The sequence below is a fragment of the Streptomyces sp. DSM 40750 genome, assembly GCF_024612035.1.
GTDB lineage: Bacteria > Actinomycetota > Actinomycetes > Streptomycetales > Streptomycetaceae > Streptomyces.
This window is the reverse complement of record NZ_CP102513.1, coordinates 8,481,452-8,498,743: the sequence shown is the minus strand read 5'-3', so window position 1 is coordinate 8,498,743 and position 17,292 is coordinate 8,481,452. Positions and strand designations below refer to the sequence as shown.

At 68.3% G+C, this 17,292-nt stretch carries 9 protein-coding genes; 3 read left to right on the top strand and 6 right to left on the bottom strand.

Annotation, left to right across the window (positions count from 1 at the left end; genetic code table 11):
- Positions 1-4: 4 nt before the first annotated feature.
- Together JIX55_RS37685 and JIX55_RS51580 are read right to left on the bottom strand one after the other, a co-directional pair.
- A complete protein-coding gene (locus JIX55_RS37685) occupies positions 5-10,498 on the bottom strand; it encodes a LamG-like jellyroll fold domain-containing protein (protein ID WP_257567694.1) in 10,494 nt (3,497 codons plus the stop codon).
- 74 nt (positions 10,499-10,572) lie between these two features.
- Complete coding sequence (locus JIX55_RS51580; protein WP_443046741.1) at positions 10,573-10,866, bottom strand: transposase family protein; 294 nt, start codon at positions 10,864-10,866, stop codon at positions 10,573-10,575.
- Here JIX55_RS51580 and JIX55_RS51575 point away from each other — a divergent pair.
- A complete protein-coding gene (locus JIX55_RS51575; RefSeq protein ID WP_443046774.1) occupies positions 10,852-11,142 on the top strand; it encodes a hypothetical protein in 291 nt (96 codons plus the stop codon). The genes JIX55_RS51580 and JIX55_RS51575 overlap by 15 nt on opposite strands.
- 9 nt (positions 11,143-11,151) lie before the next feature.
- Here the strand turns inward: JIX55_RS51575 and JIX55_RS37675 are convergent, their stop codons facing one another.
- The 3 genes from JIX55_RS37675 to JIX55_RS37665 form a co-directional block, all read right to left on the bottom strand.
- A complete protein-coding gene (locus JIX55_RS37675; RefSeq protein ID WP_257567693.1) occupies positions 11,152-12,159 on the bottom strand; it encodes a restriction endonuclease in 1,008 nt (335 codons plus the stop codon).
- 131 nt (positions 12,160-12,290) lie between these two features.
- Entirely contained in the window at positions 12,291-12,554 is a 264-nt protein-coding gene (locus tag JIX55_RS37670) for a hypothetical protein (RefSeq protein ID WP_257567692.1), read from the bottom strand.
- Between the two features lie 18 nt (positions 12,555-12,572).
- Entirely contained in the window at positions 12,573-12,851 is a 279-nt protein-coding gene (locus JIX55_RS37665; RefSeq protein WP_257567691.1) for a hypothetical protein, read from the bottom strand.
- Positions 12,852-13,022: 171 nt separating this feature from the next.
- Here JIX55_RS37665 and JIX55_RS37660 point away from each other — a divergent pair, with 171 nt between their 5' ends.
- Both JIX55_RS37660 and JIX55_RS37655 read left to right on the top strand, forming a co-directional pair.
- Complete coding sequence (locus tag JIX55_RS37660; RefSeq protein ID WP_257567690.1) at positions 13,023-13,361, top strand: trypco2 family protein; 339 nt, start codon at positions 13,023-13,025, stop codon at positions 13,359-13,361.
- Positions 13,358-16,555 (top strand): NACHT domain-containing protein, encoded by a 3,198-nt coding sequence (locus tag JIX55_RS37655; RefSeq protein ID WP_257567689.1) that lies wholly within the window; start codon positions 13,358-13,360, stop codon positions 16,553-16,555. The genes JIX55_RS37660 and JIX55_RS37655 overlap by 4 nt, the downstream gene beginning before the upstream one ends.
- A 311-nt stretch (positions 16,556-16,866) precedes the next feature.
- On the opposite strand, the gene JIX55_RS37650 is transcribed toward JIX55_RS37655, so the two are convergent.
- Positions 16,867-17,232 (bottom strand): DUF6479 family protein, encoded by a 366-nt coding sequence (locus JIX55_RS37650; RefSeq protein ID WP_257567688.1) that lies wholly within the window; start codon positions 17,230-17,232, stop codon positions 16,867-16,869.
- Positions 17,233-17,292 lie beyond the last annotated feature (60 nt).

The following is a 17,292-nucleotide window of genomic DNA, read 5'->3' as shown; positions in this document are numbered from 1 at the left end:
CCTGTCACCTCCTCGGGCAGTCCGCACTGCCCCGGGTCGTCCCCCCCGTGGGGGACTGGGTGATCACGCAGTGCTTCATGTTGCCGTCCTCCACGGTTCCGTAGTTGTACTCAATTTCCGTCGGGATACCGCTGCCGCTGTTGCCGTAGTGCGGAGTGACAGAGATCGCCAGATGCTTGCCCGATTTCATGGACTTTCTGATGTCCGCCTCGACACCGTAGCTGATGTACGAGTGATTCGTCTTCTCATACTCGGCAACGAGGTTCCGCAAGTCAATTCCAGAACCTGACGCTGCGGCCGGAATGAGATGCCCATTTGCCGGGACATGTCCCTGTGAACGAATCTCATTCATCCCAGGTGGCTGAGTGGAATCATTGGTATTCGTACCCGGCGCCTTGCGTCCCTTGTTGTAGTCACTGCTGTCGAGCAGACCGTACACGCCCGTCGCCCGGCACTCGTAGCGGCCTTCGAAGGTGTCGTAGTAGCGCTCACGAGGCAGATACACAGCGTGCCCTGTCGGGCTGACACCAGGTCCGACGTCGCACCGCTCATCGCCTCGCGTGCGACCGTCGTTCTTACCGCCAGGGTTGTCGATGGGCACGGGCAGTGTGTCCGGCGTGAAGAGCGCGATCGCCGCGAGGTCGACCATCGCCTGAGCCGTGATCGTGGCGGCCACGCCCGCCCCGGAGGCGACCGACCACGCGCCGGAGAACCAGATCGGTGCCACTGGCGGGCGGGTGGGCGCGGTGACCGGGTTGCTGCCGTTGTTGGGGTTCTGGTCGATCGGCGGCTTGGGGGGCTTCGTCGGTTGCGTCGTGCAGTATCCGTTGCAGGTGTTGCGGGTGGCGGGCCCCGTAGTGCCGCCCCCGGAGCCGTATCCCGTGTAGACGAGTGCGGACCGTGCGGCCGGCTGTTGGCCGGAGAAGTTGCGGGACTGGTTCCTGAGGGAGTCCGCGAGGCTGCCGGAGTAGTCGTGCCCCAGTCCTCCCCACGAACCGCCGCCCGACGAACTCAGCCAGTTGGTGAGCGCGTAGCCGACCGCGGCGTTGATGCCGAGGATCGTCCCGCACGCCACCGCGCCCGTGATCGTCCAGCACACCGGGAAGTGTCCGGTGGGGTCGGTCGCGTTCAGCGGTGTGCCGTTGGCGTACCCGTACCGGTTGGCCTGCACCGACGGCGTCGGGTCCAGCTGCCAGGTGTCCCGGGAGCCGAAGGAGCCCGTGCCCGGCTGGTACCAGCGGGCGGCCATGTTGACGTCGGCGGAGGTGGGGTCGGTGTAGCCGGACTGGTAGCCGACGGCGGGGGTGGTGCCGTTGGTGGCGGTCTCGGTGCCGAAGGGGTCGTAGGCGGTGGAGCCGTTGACCGCGGTGCCGTCGGGGGTGAGGCCGGCGACGAGGTCGGTGTGTTGGTCGGTCAGGGCCCACTGCTTGGTGGTGCCGGTGGAGGTGGAGAGGGGGGAGCCTGCGGGGGTGCGGTTGTACTTGCTGGTGCCGTCGGTGGCGAGGTTGTTGGAACCTCCGTCGTAGGCGAAGGTCGTCGTGCCTCGGGTCTGGACGCGGTCGAGGGAGTCGTAGGAGTAGGTGACGCCGCTGTCGGTGATCTTACGTTCGAAGGCGTCGGAGGTCAGGGTCCGCGTCGTACCGCTGCCGTTGTTCACGGAGGCGAGGGTGCCGCGCGGGGTGTACGTGAACGTCTTCGCGCCGTCCGTCAGTTGGCGGTTGCGGGCGTCGAAGGTCGCGGAGGCGGAGCCGGCCTTGGTGCGGTTGCCGGAGTCGTCCCACTCGTACGACGTCGTGGTGGTGCCGTTCGCCCAGGAGGTCAGGCGGCCCGCGTCGTCGTAGCCGTAGGAGTTGTCCGCGGCACCGGCAGTACCGGTGGTCTCTTTGGTCTTCAGTCGGTTGTCGAGGTCGTAGGTGTAGTCGGTCGAGGCGATGCTGCCCGTGCCGTCCGGCAGGGTGACCTTGTCACTGCTGAGACGGCCGAGGTCGTCGTAGTCGTAGGTGCGGCGGGTCGACTCCGTCCAGGTCGTGGAGCCGGCCGGCTTGACCGTGTAGCGCTCCAGCTTCGGGCGTCCGGCGGCGTCGAAGTCGTACCAGATGTCATTGCCCGTGATGGAGTCCCAGGCCCGGTCGAGGCGGCCGGCGCTGTCGTAGCCGTAGTCGGTGTTGCCGGCCTCGGTCTCGCGGTAGGTCATGTTGCCGTCGCCGTCGTAGGCGTAGCCGGCGGCGCCGCCGGCACCGGCCGCGGTCAGCAGTTGACCACGGTCGTTGTAGGTGTAGGTGTTCTGCGTGGCGCCGCCTGCCGCACCGACGACGGTGAGGCGGCCGGCCAGGTCGTACTCCAGGGTGCGGGCGGTGGTGGCCGCCTCCGCGCCGGAGCCGGTCTCAGCGGTCAGTCGGCCCAGACCGTCGTAGGTGCGCTCGCGCTGGACGCCACCCGGCAGCAGCTCGGTGACGGGCTGTCCGGCCTTGTCGTAGACCGTGGTCCAGGTGCGGTCCGACACGTCAGGGGTGGCCGTCGTGGCGGGCTCGATCGTGGACTCGGGCAGGCCCCAGCTGTTGAAGGTGTAGATCGTCGCGTTGGTGCGACCGTCGGTGAGACGCGTGCGGTTGCCCGCCGCGTCGTAGCCAAAGGCCGTGGTGATCGACTTGGTGGACGTGACCGGCTCCACCTGCTTGGTCATCCGGCCCAGCGCGTCGTACGTGTACGTCGTTCGCGTCTGCTTCTCGGCGGAGACCACCGCGGTGCGGTTGCCGTCGGCGTCGTACTCCTGGCCGACCGTGCGCAGGGCGGTGCTGCCCGCGCCGTAGTCGGTCGTGGCGGTGACGGCTCCGAGGGCGTTGTACGTGGTGCTGGTCTTGCGATCGGTGGCGTCCACGAGTTCGGTCTGGCGGCCGAGGCCGTCGTACCCGTATCGCGTGGTGCCGGCCGAGTCGCTCACCGACGTGACCTCTGCCGCCGGGTTGTAAATGGCCGACGTGATCCGTCCGGCGGGTGTCCTCGACGCGGTCTGGTTGCCCGCGTCGTCCCACGTGTAGCGGGTGGTCAGGTTCTGGGTGGTCGGGTAGCGCTCGACGGTAGTCGCGGTCAGCTGCCGGCCGAGTTCGTCGTACGTGGCCTCGGTGCGGGCTCCGGTCGCATCGGTCGCCGACAGTTGGAGGCCGGTGGGCGTCCAGGTGTAGGCGGTGATCCCGCCGCCGTTGGCGGCGGTCGTCGGGCCGACCTGGATCTCGGAGCTGCCGCCCTCCAGCAGCGCCGTGAGGGCGTTGGCCGGAGGGTCGGTCTTACTGATCACCCGGCCGAACTGGTCGTAGTCGTAGCTGGTGACCCGGCCCAGCGCGTCGGTGACCGACTCCTGGAGGCCGAGCGTGTTGTACGTGGTGCGGGTGGTCGCGGTGAGCTCGGTGCCGCCCGGCGGGGTGTAGCCGGGCAGGGTGACCGCGGCCGTACGGCCGAGTTGGTCGACCTCGGAGCTGGTGATCTGGCCCCGGGCGTCCTTGACTTCGGTGGCGTCGCCGAAGGTGTTGTAGCCGGTGCGGGTCACGGGCTGCACCGCCGTGGCGGCTGCGCCGTTCTCCTCGGCCTGGACCTGCGGCGCGGTCTCCTGGACCAGGCGCCCCAGCTCGTCGTACCGGTAGGTCGTGGTGAACGCGGAGGCCGTCGCCCCCGATGCGTTGCCGCGCGGGCTGACCGAGGTCAGCTGCAGACCGCGTCTGTCGTAGGTGTGGGTGGTGATATGGGTGCTGGCGCCGTCGGTGACGGTCCGCTTCTTCACATTGCCCGCGGGGTCGTACTCGGACGTCGTGGTGAGCTTCTTGTCGCCGGCGATGGTCTGTGTCTGCTGCTCGACCCGGTCGTCTCCGTCGTAGGCGAGGGTCGTGACGCGGTCCAGGCCGCCGGGATCCAGCACGCTGCGCTCGGTGCGGCCGAGCGCGTCGACGGTGAACGTCTGTGTGGTCTTCCCGCCGCCGGTGATCTGCTTGGTCAGGTGGCCTGCGGCATCGTAGGTGTTGCTCTCCAGAACGATGTCGCGCTTGCTGCCGTCGGACTGGGTGACCTGCTTGGCCGTGGTCGTGGCCGCCAGACCGTCGTCGAAGTAGGTGTACGCGGTGGTCGCGCCCATCGCGTCCGTGGTGGAGGCGAGGCGGCCGGCCGGATCGTAGGCGTTGGAGACCACGACGAGGTCGCGGAGCGTGCCGGAGGGGTCCCCCCGCCAGTCGTCGAGAACCGTCTCGGCGTGCAGGCCGTTCGCGGTGTAGGTGTACGTGTAATGGGACCCGGCGGGGTCGATCATGCTGTCGACGCGGCCCAGCTCATCGTGCTCGAACCGGGTCGTGTTCAGCTCGGCGTCGGTGACGCTGTCGTTCAGCCCGTACTCGTCGTAGTGGTACGCCGTCACGCGCTCGGTGTCGCCGCCGGTGGTGTCCTTGACGGTTTCGGACAGCAGTTTGCCGTCCTCGTCGTAGGCGCGCTTGATCTGGGCGGTGTGGGTGGTGCCGGTGATCTCGTTCTTCACGCCGGCGCCGGTCTCGGTGACGACGTGCGAGGCCTTGTCGTAGGCGTAGGTCGTCGCCACGCCGTTCGGGTAGGTGTCGGAGACCTGGGTCTCGGAGAGCTTGCGGCCCAGCCCGTCGTACGTGTACTTGGTGACGAGCCCGGACGGTGAGGTCACCTCGGCCAGGTCGCCGTTGGCGTAGTAGTGGTTCGCGGTGACGGACCCGCCGGGGGTGGTCTGTGTGGAGAGCAGGCCCGCCGGGGCGGTGCCGCCGCCGACGGCGGTCTCGGTACCGGCCGTGTACGTCGTCGTCGAGGTACTGCTGTCGGCGCGGACCGTGCTGGTGGGCAGGCCCAGGGAGTTGTAGGTGAACGAGGTCCGGTAGCGGTCGTCCTTGTGGTCCTTGGAGCGCTGGTCGCGGACGGTCAGCGGCTTGTCGTTGCGCAGGTCGAGAGGGTCGGCCTCGTTGACGTGGTACGAGGTGAACGACGTCCAGCAGGAGTCGGCGTCCCGGCACGTGGTGGTCGACACCGTGTTGCCGCGCTTGTCGTGCCCGGTGATCGTGGCGTGGCCGTTGGGGTCGGTGACGGTGTGCAGGTTGCCGCCGGTGTCATAGGCGTAGCCGGTGACCGCGCCGGCCGCGTCGGTCCGTGACAGAACCCGCTGGCCGCGCAGCGCGTCGTAGGTCGCCGAGCTGGTCTTCTGCTTCGGGTCGGTCACCTTCACCGTGCTGGTCAGCGTGGAGTCGGCGGGCTCGGCCTGCGCCCGGTAGTGGGCGGAGACCTGCTCGGCGGTGAGCGGGTGGCGGTACAGGGCGACCTCGTCGAGGGTGCCCTGGTAGTAGTACGGGTCCGGGTCCACGCCCATCCAGCTCTCGCTGGCGTATCCGGCACCCAGGTAGGCGTACGGACGGGACTGGTCGGAGACGGCGCCGGTGATCGAGCCGACCTTGACGCCGTCGAGGTACATGGTCTGGGCGGTGGCGTCGGCGCTGAGCACCACGTGATGCCATGAGCCGTCGGTCACGGCCTGGGTGGTGGTGATGGGACCGGTGGCGCCGGTGACGCCGGCCCGGCGGAACTCACCGCGCAGCTTGCCGGCCTCGTCGATGTTGAGGACCGGACGGAACGAGCCGGGGACCTGGTCGATCGGCGCGTCCTGGAATCCGAGCAGGACACCGGTGGGCAGGGAGGTGTTGAACCACAGCTCCACGGCGAGTTCGGTGGAGCCCGCGAGCAGCGATCCGGGCAGTTCGGTGTAGGTCGTGCCGCCCGCGCCCAGCGCGCTGCTGCCGGAGGGGCCGAAGATTCCGTCCGCGTCCAGCCCGGTGTCCGCCGCGTCGGTGTCCGGGCGGAAGGTCGCGGTCGCGTCTGAGCCGCCGAGTTCGCTCCGCAGAGCGGTACCGGACTCCTCGCCGAGCCGCCAGTAGGCGGCCGGCGTGTCCGCGACAGCCACGTTCCGGTACTGGGCGTCGCTGCCGCTGGTCAGGTCCTTACGCGCCTGGAAATGCGCGGCAGGCGTGCTCGACCGCCCCCATACGGGGAGCCATGTGGAGCCGACCTGGGTGAACGGGATGATGGTCTTGTCGTAGAAGGCGACCTCGTCGATCTGCCCGGTGAAGTTGCGGTATCCGCCGGCCTGGCCGTCCCAGCTGGTCGAGGCGTAGCCACCGCCGATGAGGACATGGGGGTGACGGACCGTGGGGACACCCGTCTGGTTGTGGCCCTGGGTGACGCCGTCGATGTAAAGGGCCTGCGCACCGGAGTTGCCGGTGAGGACGACGTGGTGCCACTTGCCGTCGGTGACCACCGACCTGGACAGGATGCTGGTCGCGTCCGGTGAGAACTTGCCGCGCAGCTTGCCGTCGGCGTCGATCACCAGCATGGGCCGCCAGCCGGTGGGGGTCTCGCCGAACTCGGCGTTCTGCATGGTGGCGAGGACACCGGGTTCCGTGGTCCGGAACCACAGCTCCACCGCCATCTCGGTCCCGGTACCGAGTGACTCGGTGGGCACCTCCACGGCTCCGCTGCCGTCGAACTCGGCGGAGGTGTCGTCACCACTGGTGAAGATGCCCGGGCTGCCGGGGCGTGCCCCGTCCAGGTAGCTGCCGTTCAGCTCCTCGCCGAGCGGGCTGGCGGCCTCGGCTCCGCTGCGTTCACCGAGCCGCCAGTAGCCGGTGGCTCCACCGCCCTGGATCATCTGCGCGTAGGAGGACGAGGCATTGGAATACGAGGGCGCGGAGACCGTCCACGTACCGCCATTGGCGTCCCTGTGCTCCTTCAGCCGTCCGGAGCCGGAGTCGTACACGGCTGTGGCGTGGACCCGGCCCGACGGCAGCGTGACCTTGCTGATCTGACCAACCGCGGTGCGGGCCGCGTAGTGCTCGGCGACCGTCGCGGCGTTCAACGGGTGGGAGTAGAGGGCGACTTCGTCCATCTGCCCGGCGAAGCGGTACTCGCCGGTGGCCACGCCCATCCAGCTGTCACTGGCGTATCCGGCGCCCAGGTAGGCGTAGTCACGGGACTGGTCGGCCACCGCGCCCGCGATCGAGCCGGCCTTCTTGCCGTCCAGGTACAGCGTCTGTCCGGTCGCGGACGCGGTGAGCACGGCGTGGTGCCAGACTCCGTCCGTGACGGCCGCGGTGGAGGTGATCGGTCCGGTCGCGCCGGTGACGCCGACCCGTCGGAACTCACCGCGCAGCTTGCCGGCCTCGTCGATGTTCAGGACCGGGCGGTAGGAGGACGGCTTGTCTCCGAGCTGCTCGTCCTGGAAGCCGACCAGGACAGCGGTGGCCTTGGTCGTCTTGAACCAGAGCTCGATCGTCGGGTACGCCGTCGACTGCAGGGTGTCCGACGGCAACTCGACCACGGAGTCGACTCCGTCGAAGCCGCCCGAGGTGTCGGTGGTTCCCGCGATCGCCGAGGCACCCCCCAGTGTCACGTCCCGGTGGGTGGCGTCGTTCAGGCCGGTGCGCGAGGGGGCATCGCTGGCCGCCGTGGCGCCCTCGCTCTCGCCGAGCCGCCAGTAGGAGGTCGGGGAGGCGTCCAGGACACCGCTCCGGTAGACCGACCCGGTGTCGTACGCGTACTGGGTGCACTTGGTGGAGGAGGAGGGCGGGCACACCTTGGTCAGGCGGTCGCCGTCGTAGGAGTACGACCAGGTCAGGCCGGGGGCGTCGGGGCCGACCCCGCTCGTGGTTACGGTGTCGACGTGGTTGCCGGACCAGGTGAAGCTCAGAGAACGCCCGGAGAGTTCGTCGGTGACCTTGGTGACGGGACCGCCGGTCTCGGTCAGGTGCTGGACCTTCTGACCGCGCCCCGCGGAGTCGACGATCCGGGAAAGTACACCGCCGGCCATGAAGTGGTAGACACTGCCCGACCGTTCCCGCAGCTGCCACGCCCCGCCCTGGTTCTGCAGGGTGAGTGCACCGCCTGCCGGACCGGCGTAGGTTCCGTCGGCGTTCTTGCCGAAGCGCACCTGAGAACCGTCGGCAAGGGTCACCAGGACCATTCCGGTCTCGGCCTCCTGGCGCAGCCGCATGTCCCAGCGGGTGGACCAGCCGGAGCCGAACGCGCCGTCTGAGCGCGGGTCGAGGGAGTTGTAGGTACGGGTGACTGCCAGCTCCGGACCCACAGTGGTGATCGCCGCGTCCGTGGCGGCGGTGACGTAGTTGCCCGCGCGGGTACCGATCTCCTTGCCGCTGTCCGCGCCGCCCAGATGGCTGGTCACGGTCGGCTGCGACACCTCGGTGCTGATCAGCGCAGCGCCCGGCCGCGCGGAGGTCTCGTCACCGTCGTACGCGTACGCGTACCAGGCATAGGTCTTGCCCCAGGACAGCCAGCCGGACGGCACCGTCCACTGTGTCTCGTCGCTGCGCGTGCCCTTCTTGCAATTCTTGCGGAGGTCACTGCCCTCGACCTCGCAGACCTCGAAGGTGTAGTGCAGCGTGGCCTTGGGATAACCGTCGATGTCCTTGCCCTTGGCCCACAGAGTCGGGGTCAAGGTGTCCACGACCGCCCCGCTGCCCGGTGACTCAGCGGTCAGCTGCGGCGGCAGGTTCACCGCGGAGAACTTGATGGCGGGCCCGGGAACACCGGCGGTGGTGAAACGGCTCACGCCGTAGTCCGTCATCGTCCACTGCAAGGTGTACGTGGCGGGCGCAAGAGGTGCGATCTTCGCATCCACGGTCACGCTCTCGCCGGGCGAGACCGCCTCCGGCATCTCCGTGTACGCGATCTTGTCGCTGTCCTCGATCTCTTTGCCTTTGGAGTCGTACAGGTTGTAGCGGAGCTTGTAGTCGCCGCCCTTGGGCCATGTCTCCTGGCCCTGGTTCTTGATGGTGAGCTTCTGCACGCCCTGGGAGGTGGCGGTCACCGGAGCGGTGAAGTCACCCATCGTGTAGGTGGCGCCGTACTTCGTCCAGGTCACGTCCAGACTGGGCTTACCGTTCGGGTAGTCGTCCGAGCCGAACTGCTTCCAGCCCTTGGAGTCACTCGTGGACGCCTTCACGGCCAGGCCGTAGTTCTTCTTGCGCGCGTGTGTCCAGTCGTTGACCAGCTTGCGACCGGCCGAACCGAGCTTGATGCTCTCCCAGGCCGGACCACACGACCACGTCTCCGTGCCCGACGGGCGCCAGCCGTGCGCGAAGCTCTTCGACGCCAGCGACGAACCGGTCGACGGGCCCGGGTACTTGGTGGTCGTGGACTCCGACCAGTTCGAGGTGATGGGGTGGATCGTCACCGGGCGGGCGGTGCATGACTGCGACCAGGTGTTGTAGAGCGCGAGGTTGGTGTTGAGCACCCACGCGTTCTTCAGCGTGCTCTCCACACCGGTGAACCTCAGGAAGGCCGCGGCCTTGTGGCTGCCACCGTCGTACGTGCCCACCTTGAGCACCGTGTCGCTGGAGAAGTTCTGGTTGTACGGGGACTGCACGTAGGTCCCCGAGGTGGAGTCGAACGACTTGACCGACGGGTCGACACGCACGGGGAAGACCCGCTCCGGAGCCGACAGCCACTCCTCGTCCAGCTTCACGACCAGCACCTGACGACCGCTCGCCTCGTCCAGGCCGAAGGTGACGCCGGAGGATATGGCGCCCTCGTTGGCGTCCTCGGCGAGGTTCGAGTCCTGCATCCACCCGGCGGGCATCCAAGCGCGCCTGTTGCCGTTGGCATCGGCGAACACCACACTCCCGTGCTCGTCGATCTGCGCGGTCAGCCCCCGGAGTTCCAGCGGGAAACGCCAAGTGGTGGGTGCGTCCGCGTCCTTGAGGACCAGCGTCTCCTTCACCGAGTCGCTGCCGGAGATGAGCTCCAGATCGGCGTCGCGGCGTACGTCCGGGTAGGTGATGACACTGCCGTCGGCCTGTCCGGCGGCGGCGCTCGCGCCGTCGACGGCGTACCCGATGGACAGCCCGTCACCGACCTGCATGCGCACCAAGGGGTCGCCGTCGGCCGACCCGGCGAACTCGATCGGCGTCTCGGTGGAGTTGGTCTCCCAGTCCCCCTCCTCGGCGCTCATCGTCTTCGGGCCGGACTCCTCCTGGGGCACGAGCGTGGTGTCGATGTCCTTCCAGCTCCCGTCCTCCGCACGGAAGTTGACGGGCTCGCTGTAGAAGCGCGTGGTGTAGGTGCCGTCCTCGTTCAGGAACGTGCGTTCCCGTTCCTTGCGCTTGTCCTTGACCTCCTTGCTGTCCTCGACGTCGAAGCCGTCGGCGGCGGGCGCGTCGGGCGCCGCCACCTGCTTCACCGGTCCCGGCTCCGGCGGCTTCGGCGTAGCGCCCAGCTCGGTCGCCCCAGCCCCGCCCGCGACCGGAAGTTCGCCGCGGCCCTTGAGCGGCCCGTCGTTGCCGCCCTTGGCGGCGGCGTCCGTCGTTTCCGCAGATGCGGCGTGCCCGCGCCCGTCGGCAGTACCCCACAACTGGTCAGGGGCGTCCGAAGCGGAGCCACCCGTCAACCGGCTGGCGGCCAGGGCAACATGCTCGGTTCCGGCCAATACGGCCAGCACGAAGGCAACAGCAACGACAAGCGGACGTGCCGGACGCACGGAACCCCCCACTCAGTGATCAAAAGTAGGAGGATTTATAAGCATGCACACAGAGCACCTACAAGAGGTTCACACAGCCCCCAACAACAAAGTGATAATGAACACGTCATAATTGCCAATGAAATGCAATCCAACGGGCGTTCCCCATCCGCCAGTCGGACGCAGCAGCAGCACTGAGCCTTTGTCAGGAGCTTTCGGATCGAAGACTGGCCTCCTCGCTCGGCGAGCAGGGGCCGCACCTCGCCGACGGCGTCGCGGGTGATGATGGAGCGGTCCACGCCGAACCAGCAGGCGAGCACGTCGTGTGTGGCCCCGTGGCGGAGGTGCACGAGGGTGGCCAGGAGCCGGTCGACGAAGACCAGCCGGTGCTTCGCTCCGGCGCCGATCGCCCGCTTCCGCTGCCTGGACGCAAGCCTGGCCTGATGCCGTTCCTGCCACAACGGGCCCAGCTCGGCCACGAGTTCAGCGATCACCTCGGCCGACAGGCTCGTGACCCTCCGGTCGTTGATGATCGCTACACGAGACGCGTTCCCCACCACACGACCATGATCGACGATCAGGAGTTCGACGCTTCACCGCCTACCGTGCACGAACTCGTCAGGTAGGGCACATGGTCAGGCCGCAGCGCCGACAGCGGCAGAGGGGGGAGCGATGCCCACGACTTCGTAGAACGAATCTCCCCAAGTAGCCCATTTCCGCAGCTTTTCGGCGTCCACGAGGTGGATCGCGTGATCACTGGCGAAATCGCGGGCCGGTTTGGAAAAGGTCCCATTCGTGACCATCACGGCGATGTCAGCCTCGTGTACTGGCCGAGCCGTTCCATTGAACCGTTGGACAGGCTCGCTCCCGATGGCCCGTCCGGGCAGGGTGTTGGTCTGCTTGCACTGCGCCACGACTCGGCGGCCGTCCGGCGTCAGAAATATGCCGTCCGCACCCAAGTCACCAGCCCCGCCGTTCCTCCGGATGACCTTCATTCCGTCCCGGTTGGCCAGCCATGCAACGAGAATCTCGAAATTCTTGGAGTCGAACCGCAGAATGCGCTCCGGTGTATAGCTCTTGTCGCTCTGAGAGAACCCTAGCCGTCGACTATCAAGGTCGGCCAGACGGTCGACCTCCGCTATCAAGTCGGCGACAAGGACACTGTGCCGCTTGTTGAGCGGCTCGATTTGGTTCCTACACTCGATGATCGTGTTCAGCGGGGAGTTGTTGCTACCCGGCACGTATCGAGGCGCCAGATCCTCGTTGGGCAGACGGCGCAAGCTCTCAAGGGCCTCAGCTGAAACCCGCAGCGCTTCTTCAAGATGAGCGACTTCCTCACCAATAGCGACGCTGGCACTGTCGAACGCCGCGTCGAGTTCGGCTCGTGTGCACTCCCACGACAACCCCTGGAACTCAGGGTCGGACTTGAACTTCCGGAGCGTTTCAATATCTCTGAGTAGGCCGTCTCTCATGCTCTCCAAATCGGAGTGGCCTCGTCTACCCATCACCCCTTCCTGCACCCACAAGTAGGCGGCGAGAAGGTCGGCTTGGTCAGCCTTTCCCAATGCGTCGCCCATCAGCGCGCGTACCTCACGATCATGGTAGCGGGGAGGGACGACACGGGCGTTACGGTCTATGATCACCGCAGGATGTTAACCATGGGCTCCGACAAACCGGATGAGCAGGGCAGGGTCGGCCTGTCCGCTCACGATCAGTCAGCCGAATTCGGCTACTGCCCGATCGTTGAGGCCAGGGAGCCTTTTCCATCCGGTCCTCACCGGAGGTTGGCCAGGATCGCCTTCGCGAAATCGGTGGCCAGAGTCTGACCGTCCGGGACCGGAACGTTCTCTTCCCCGGGGAGAGCATCGAGCCTGAGGGACTGGTTTGCGCCGACGGAGACGAGTAGGACGAACATCTCTCTGCCGTGTTCCGTGACGCTGCCCAGCAGCGCCCGGCTGCCGCTGGTGTTCTTCCTGGCGAGATAGCTGAACTCCGCGGCCTTCGTCTCATCCTTCGACGCGTACGGCGTGAAGGACACCAGTCCGCTCCCCTCGCCCTACTGGCAGGACTTGTCGCCGTAGTCCGTCTCCGTCCCGTCGGTGAAGATCCGGAGGTTGGCGGAGCGGACGTCCTCGTCGTTCAGCGCGAGGCAGGGACGCCGGACCAGTTCGGCAAGGGTGAGCGGACCACGGCGTGCGGTGCTCGACGGCTTCACGGCACCGGACGGGGAGGCGGCGCGGCCGGTCGTGCTGGCAGGGACAGTGGTGGCGTCACCGCCTGCTTCACTCCCCCCGTCCGCGCCGCACGCGGTCGCCGCGCCAGACGCCAGCAGCATCGCCGCGGCCCAGGCCAGGGCTCGGCCTGAGCGACGCGTGGTGGATGCGTGATCATCAGCTCGGGACACGAGCGGGAGGCTTACCGCCGCCCGTGCCGGGACCCCTCCTGGCCACGGCGTTTGGCGTGAACCGATGGCGGCGTCCGCCAACATCTCTCTAACGTAGGGCACATGACGGACAACCGGATCCACTTGGCCGACGCCGTGCAGGCGGTACGGGACGAACTGACCACTGCGGCGGCCCGTTCGACCGGGCAGGACGTGACCTTCGAAGTGAGCGACATCGAGCTGGAGTTCAGCGTCGAGCTGCGCAAGGAGGCCGCTGGCGGGGTCAAGGTCAAGGCGTGGGTGGTCGAGGCCGGGGCCGACGGGGGTGGGGGGACCACCCGGACGCATCGGGTGGCCGTCACGCTCAAGGCCGTTGACGCGCGCACTGGGCAGCCGTGGAAGGTGCGGAACGAAAGCCGGGGGAGCGCCGGGCGGTTCGGCGGGGGTGACGACGGGCGGTGATCGGGGGGCAGGCCCTGGAGCGGGCCGTTGTGGTGTGGGGGAATGGGCAGGGGAGCGGGGTGCTGCTCGACCAGCGGACGGTGCTCACGGCGTGGCATGTGGTCGTGGAGAGCGGGACCGTCGAGGTGGTGCATCCTTCGTCAGGCAAGCCGGTGCCCTGTCACGTCGGCTGGGCGAATCCGAAACTTGACGTTGCCGTGCTGACCGCCCTCGACGACGTGATCAGCCTCGAGTGCGCCGCGCCCATGGGCCGTCTCCGGCTCGGCAAGCTCGGCACCGACGCTCCGCTCCCGCACTGCCAGATCGTCGGCTTCCCCAGGAACCAGCGCTACGGTGAGGACAGCGAGGACCTGGAGTACGACCAGTACCGCGTGACCGTGCTGCCCATGGCCGGACGGATCAAGGGCGCCCTCACATGCGAACTGGACCAGCCGGCCGCCGACGAGCAAGGGCACCGGGTCTCACCGCTCAGCGGGCTGTCCGGCGCTCCGGTCTTCGCCGGTTCGGTGCTGCTCGGTGTGGTGACACAAGTGCCTCAGGGGCGGCACCACCTCAGGATCGAGGCGGCGTCGATGACGGGCGTCATCCGGGAAGGGGCCATGGGGTTCCTTCAGGCCCATCTGCAAACAATCACCGAAGTCGATCCCCAGGACGAGATCTTCGAGGGCCGGTACGCGAAGGACCTAAGTTCCCAGTACCGCAAGACGGAGATCTTCGGGATCGAGGAACTCGGCCGGAGCGAGTCCCGCTGGGACCTCGACACCGCCTATCTGAGCCTGCGAGCCGAAGCCGCCGCCTACCCGTCGTCGTTCCCGGGCCCACGGCGGCACGGCCCGGCATGGGACAGCGCCCAGCGCATCGAGTCCCTGCTCACCGACCGGCCCCGCGCCCTGCTGCGCGGCGAAGCGGGCGCGGGTAAGACGACCCTCGTCTGGTGGCTCGCGGCCCATGCCGCGAACGGCACGCTGAGCGACCATCTCGCCGAACTGAACGGCCTGGTCCCGTTCGTCATCCCGCTGCGTGAGGTGCACGCGCGCGGTGGACGCTTCCCCACAGTGTCGGAGCTCCTGTCCGCCGGGCGGGTCAGCACGGACGGTCAACCCGACGGCTGGTCCCGCCGGGTACTGGAAGCGCAGCGCGGCCTCCTTCTGGTGGACGGCCTGGACGAGGTCCCGGCGGAGGAGCGGGAGGAGGCCCGACGGTGGCTGTGCGCCCTCCTGGACCGGTATACCGGCACCCGGTGCCTGGTGACCGTGCGCCCCAACGCGGTCGAGGAGCGATGGCTCACTGGCGACGGCTTCGCCGAGCTGACCCTCCTGCCCATGAGCGACGACGACATCCGCGCCTTCGTACACGCCTGGCACAACGCGGCCCGTCTCGAATGCCGCGAGGAACACGAGCTCCTCACCTCCCTGGAACAGGATCTGGCGCACCAACTGGAGCGGAACCCCGCGCTGCGCGACCTCGCCCGCACCCCGCTGCTGTGTGCCGTGATCTGCGCGCTGCACCGCCGTCGCCGGGGGCTGCTGCCCACCACCCGCTGGCAGCTCTACCGGGCCGCGCTCGCCATGCTCCTCGGCGGCCGGGACGCGGGCCGGGGCGTCCTCAACGCCGATCACGTCAGACTGGACTCCGACGAGCAGCACACCCTTCTTCAGCGGCTGGCCATCTGGCTGGTCCGCATGGGGCAGCAGCAGCTGACGCACGAGCAAGCCGTCCGCCAACTGGCCCTCGCCATGCGGGACATGCCCCAGCTCCAGGAGCACGGGTCGCCCGAGAAGATCCTGCGCTTCCTGCTCGACCGCAGCGGGCTGCTCCAGGAACGAGCAGGCGACGCGATCCAGTTCATCCACCGTACGTTTCAGGACTTCCTGGCGGCCAAGGAGTTCCACGAGAGCGGATACCTGGAAGAACTCCCGCAGCACGCACTCAGCGAGTACTGGCAGGACCTGATCGTGCTCGCCGCCGGGCACGCGGCCCGTCCAGCCGCCGGCCATCTCATCACTGACCTGATCGGCCGCGGGGACGCCGCCGAGCACCGCGGCGAGCAGTACCGCCTCTACGCCCTGGCCGCGCGGTGCGCGCTCAACGTCCAGTCGCTCAACTCCGGTCTGATGGAGATGGTGAAGGACCGGGTCGGCTCCCTCATGCCGCCCCGGGACCGTGAGGAGGTCGAGGACCTCGCAGGGCTGGGCGACTGGGTCGTGGGGCTACTACCCGACGCGGAACGGCTGCGCGATCGCGTGGCCCTGAACACCGTACGGCTCCTCGGCCGAGTACGCAGCGCCAGGGCCCGGCAGAAGCTGAGACAGTGCGCGGCGCATCCGGATCCCGCCGTCCGCGGCGAGGTGGCCAGGGCCTGGGACCTGCACCCGCTGGAGGAGTACGTCGACGAGGTCCTGGACGGTGCCCACCTGCCCGACCTGCTGGTCGACAAGCCAGCACAGTTCCTACGACTGTCTCGCCTGGGGTCCGTTGCCAAGCTCACCGTGCGCGGTTCGTACGTGGCGGAGGAACTGAACGCCCGACTCCCGGCGCGGTACCTCGAATCTCTGGCGATCTGGGACAACGAGGCGATCGAGAGCCTCGACTTCCTGCGCGGCCGACCCGATCTGAGCGCCCTCGAACTGCAGGACTGCCCGGCCCTGTGGGACTTCTCCGCCATGCGGGACCTCCGCCTGACGGCGCTCCGACTCACCGGAGCCATCCGGGGAGGCATCGACCCGCATCCGGACGTACGCCACCTGGAAGCGGGCATCGAGATCGTCGGATGGCTCGGAGAGCTGGAGGCCTGGCCGAATCTGCGAACCCTGACGGTCCAGGGGTACTGCCGGAACCCGCTTTGGCTCCTCCGCTCCGCGCGCAACGCTCCCCGGCTCACCCGTATCGCGCTGGGCATCGACTCACTCCGCGAACTCCAGCCCGTGGACCCGCTGCCCCGCGTCGAGCGGCTGATGCTCACCGGCCTGTGGGACTACCGGGACACCGGAGAGCTGAGCCGCGTCTTCCCCGGCCTGAGAAGGCTGGCCCTGGGGCTGACGGCGACGGTACCGGGCGCGCTCGACCTGCGGGACCTGCACGGTATACCTGACCTGCACGTCGAGTTGTGGAGTTCAGGGACGTTCGAGCCCGACCTCGTGGGAGCGGAGGCCTTCGGCGACCGGCTGCGGTTCCGCCAACACCCGCACGCATAGGTGAGGAAGTCGGTCCAAGCGGTCCTCACCCTGCGTCTGGCCTCCTCAGAGTGAGGTTGGGAAAGGCTCAGGGACTGTTTCCTCTGGGACCGCGTCCCAAAGCAGAGTCTGCATACACCGCCTGCTCCGCGTCCTGCCGCGCTGGAGCAAACTTAAGGAGTTCCGGGACATCTGAGCAGCGCCTGTGGGACTTCTGGTTCGTACGGCCCCGTACGTGGTGTCCAACGGGTTCGGGGGAAGGCCCGCGTGCCGCGTCCTCTGGGCATCCCCGCTGTGGGCCTGCGGCACCTGCCGGTTCCGTGGCCCGACGGTCATGTCCCGCCCGGGCCCCCGCTGCCGAACGAGCCGCTGGAGCCGGGACTCCAGCGTCGGCGTTTCTGGTTCTCGCCGCGTTTGCTGCCGGATGCCTGGAGGTCGTGCGGGGTGAGCCGCTCGCCCTCGTCCGTCGCCCGGGGAACCTCGTTCGGCTCCCTCATCTGCCGGGTCTCGTGAACGGGACCGGATTCCGGGAGCGTGGGCTGTTCCTGTCGTCTCGGGGGTCCTGGTTCACGGCGCCGTACCTTGATGCCGAGTCGTACGGACCACACCAGGGCTCCGGCGATGAGGAGACCGCCGATGAGGACGGCGATCACACCGGCCGGATTCGTCGCGGCTGTCTGATAGGCGATGGCGTTCATTTTGGCCGAGTACCCCGGCCAGGGCCGTGAATGCCGGGCCGCCCTGCCCGGCCTCGCCGT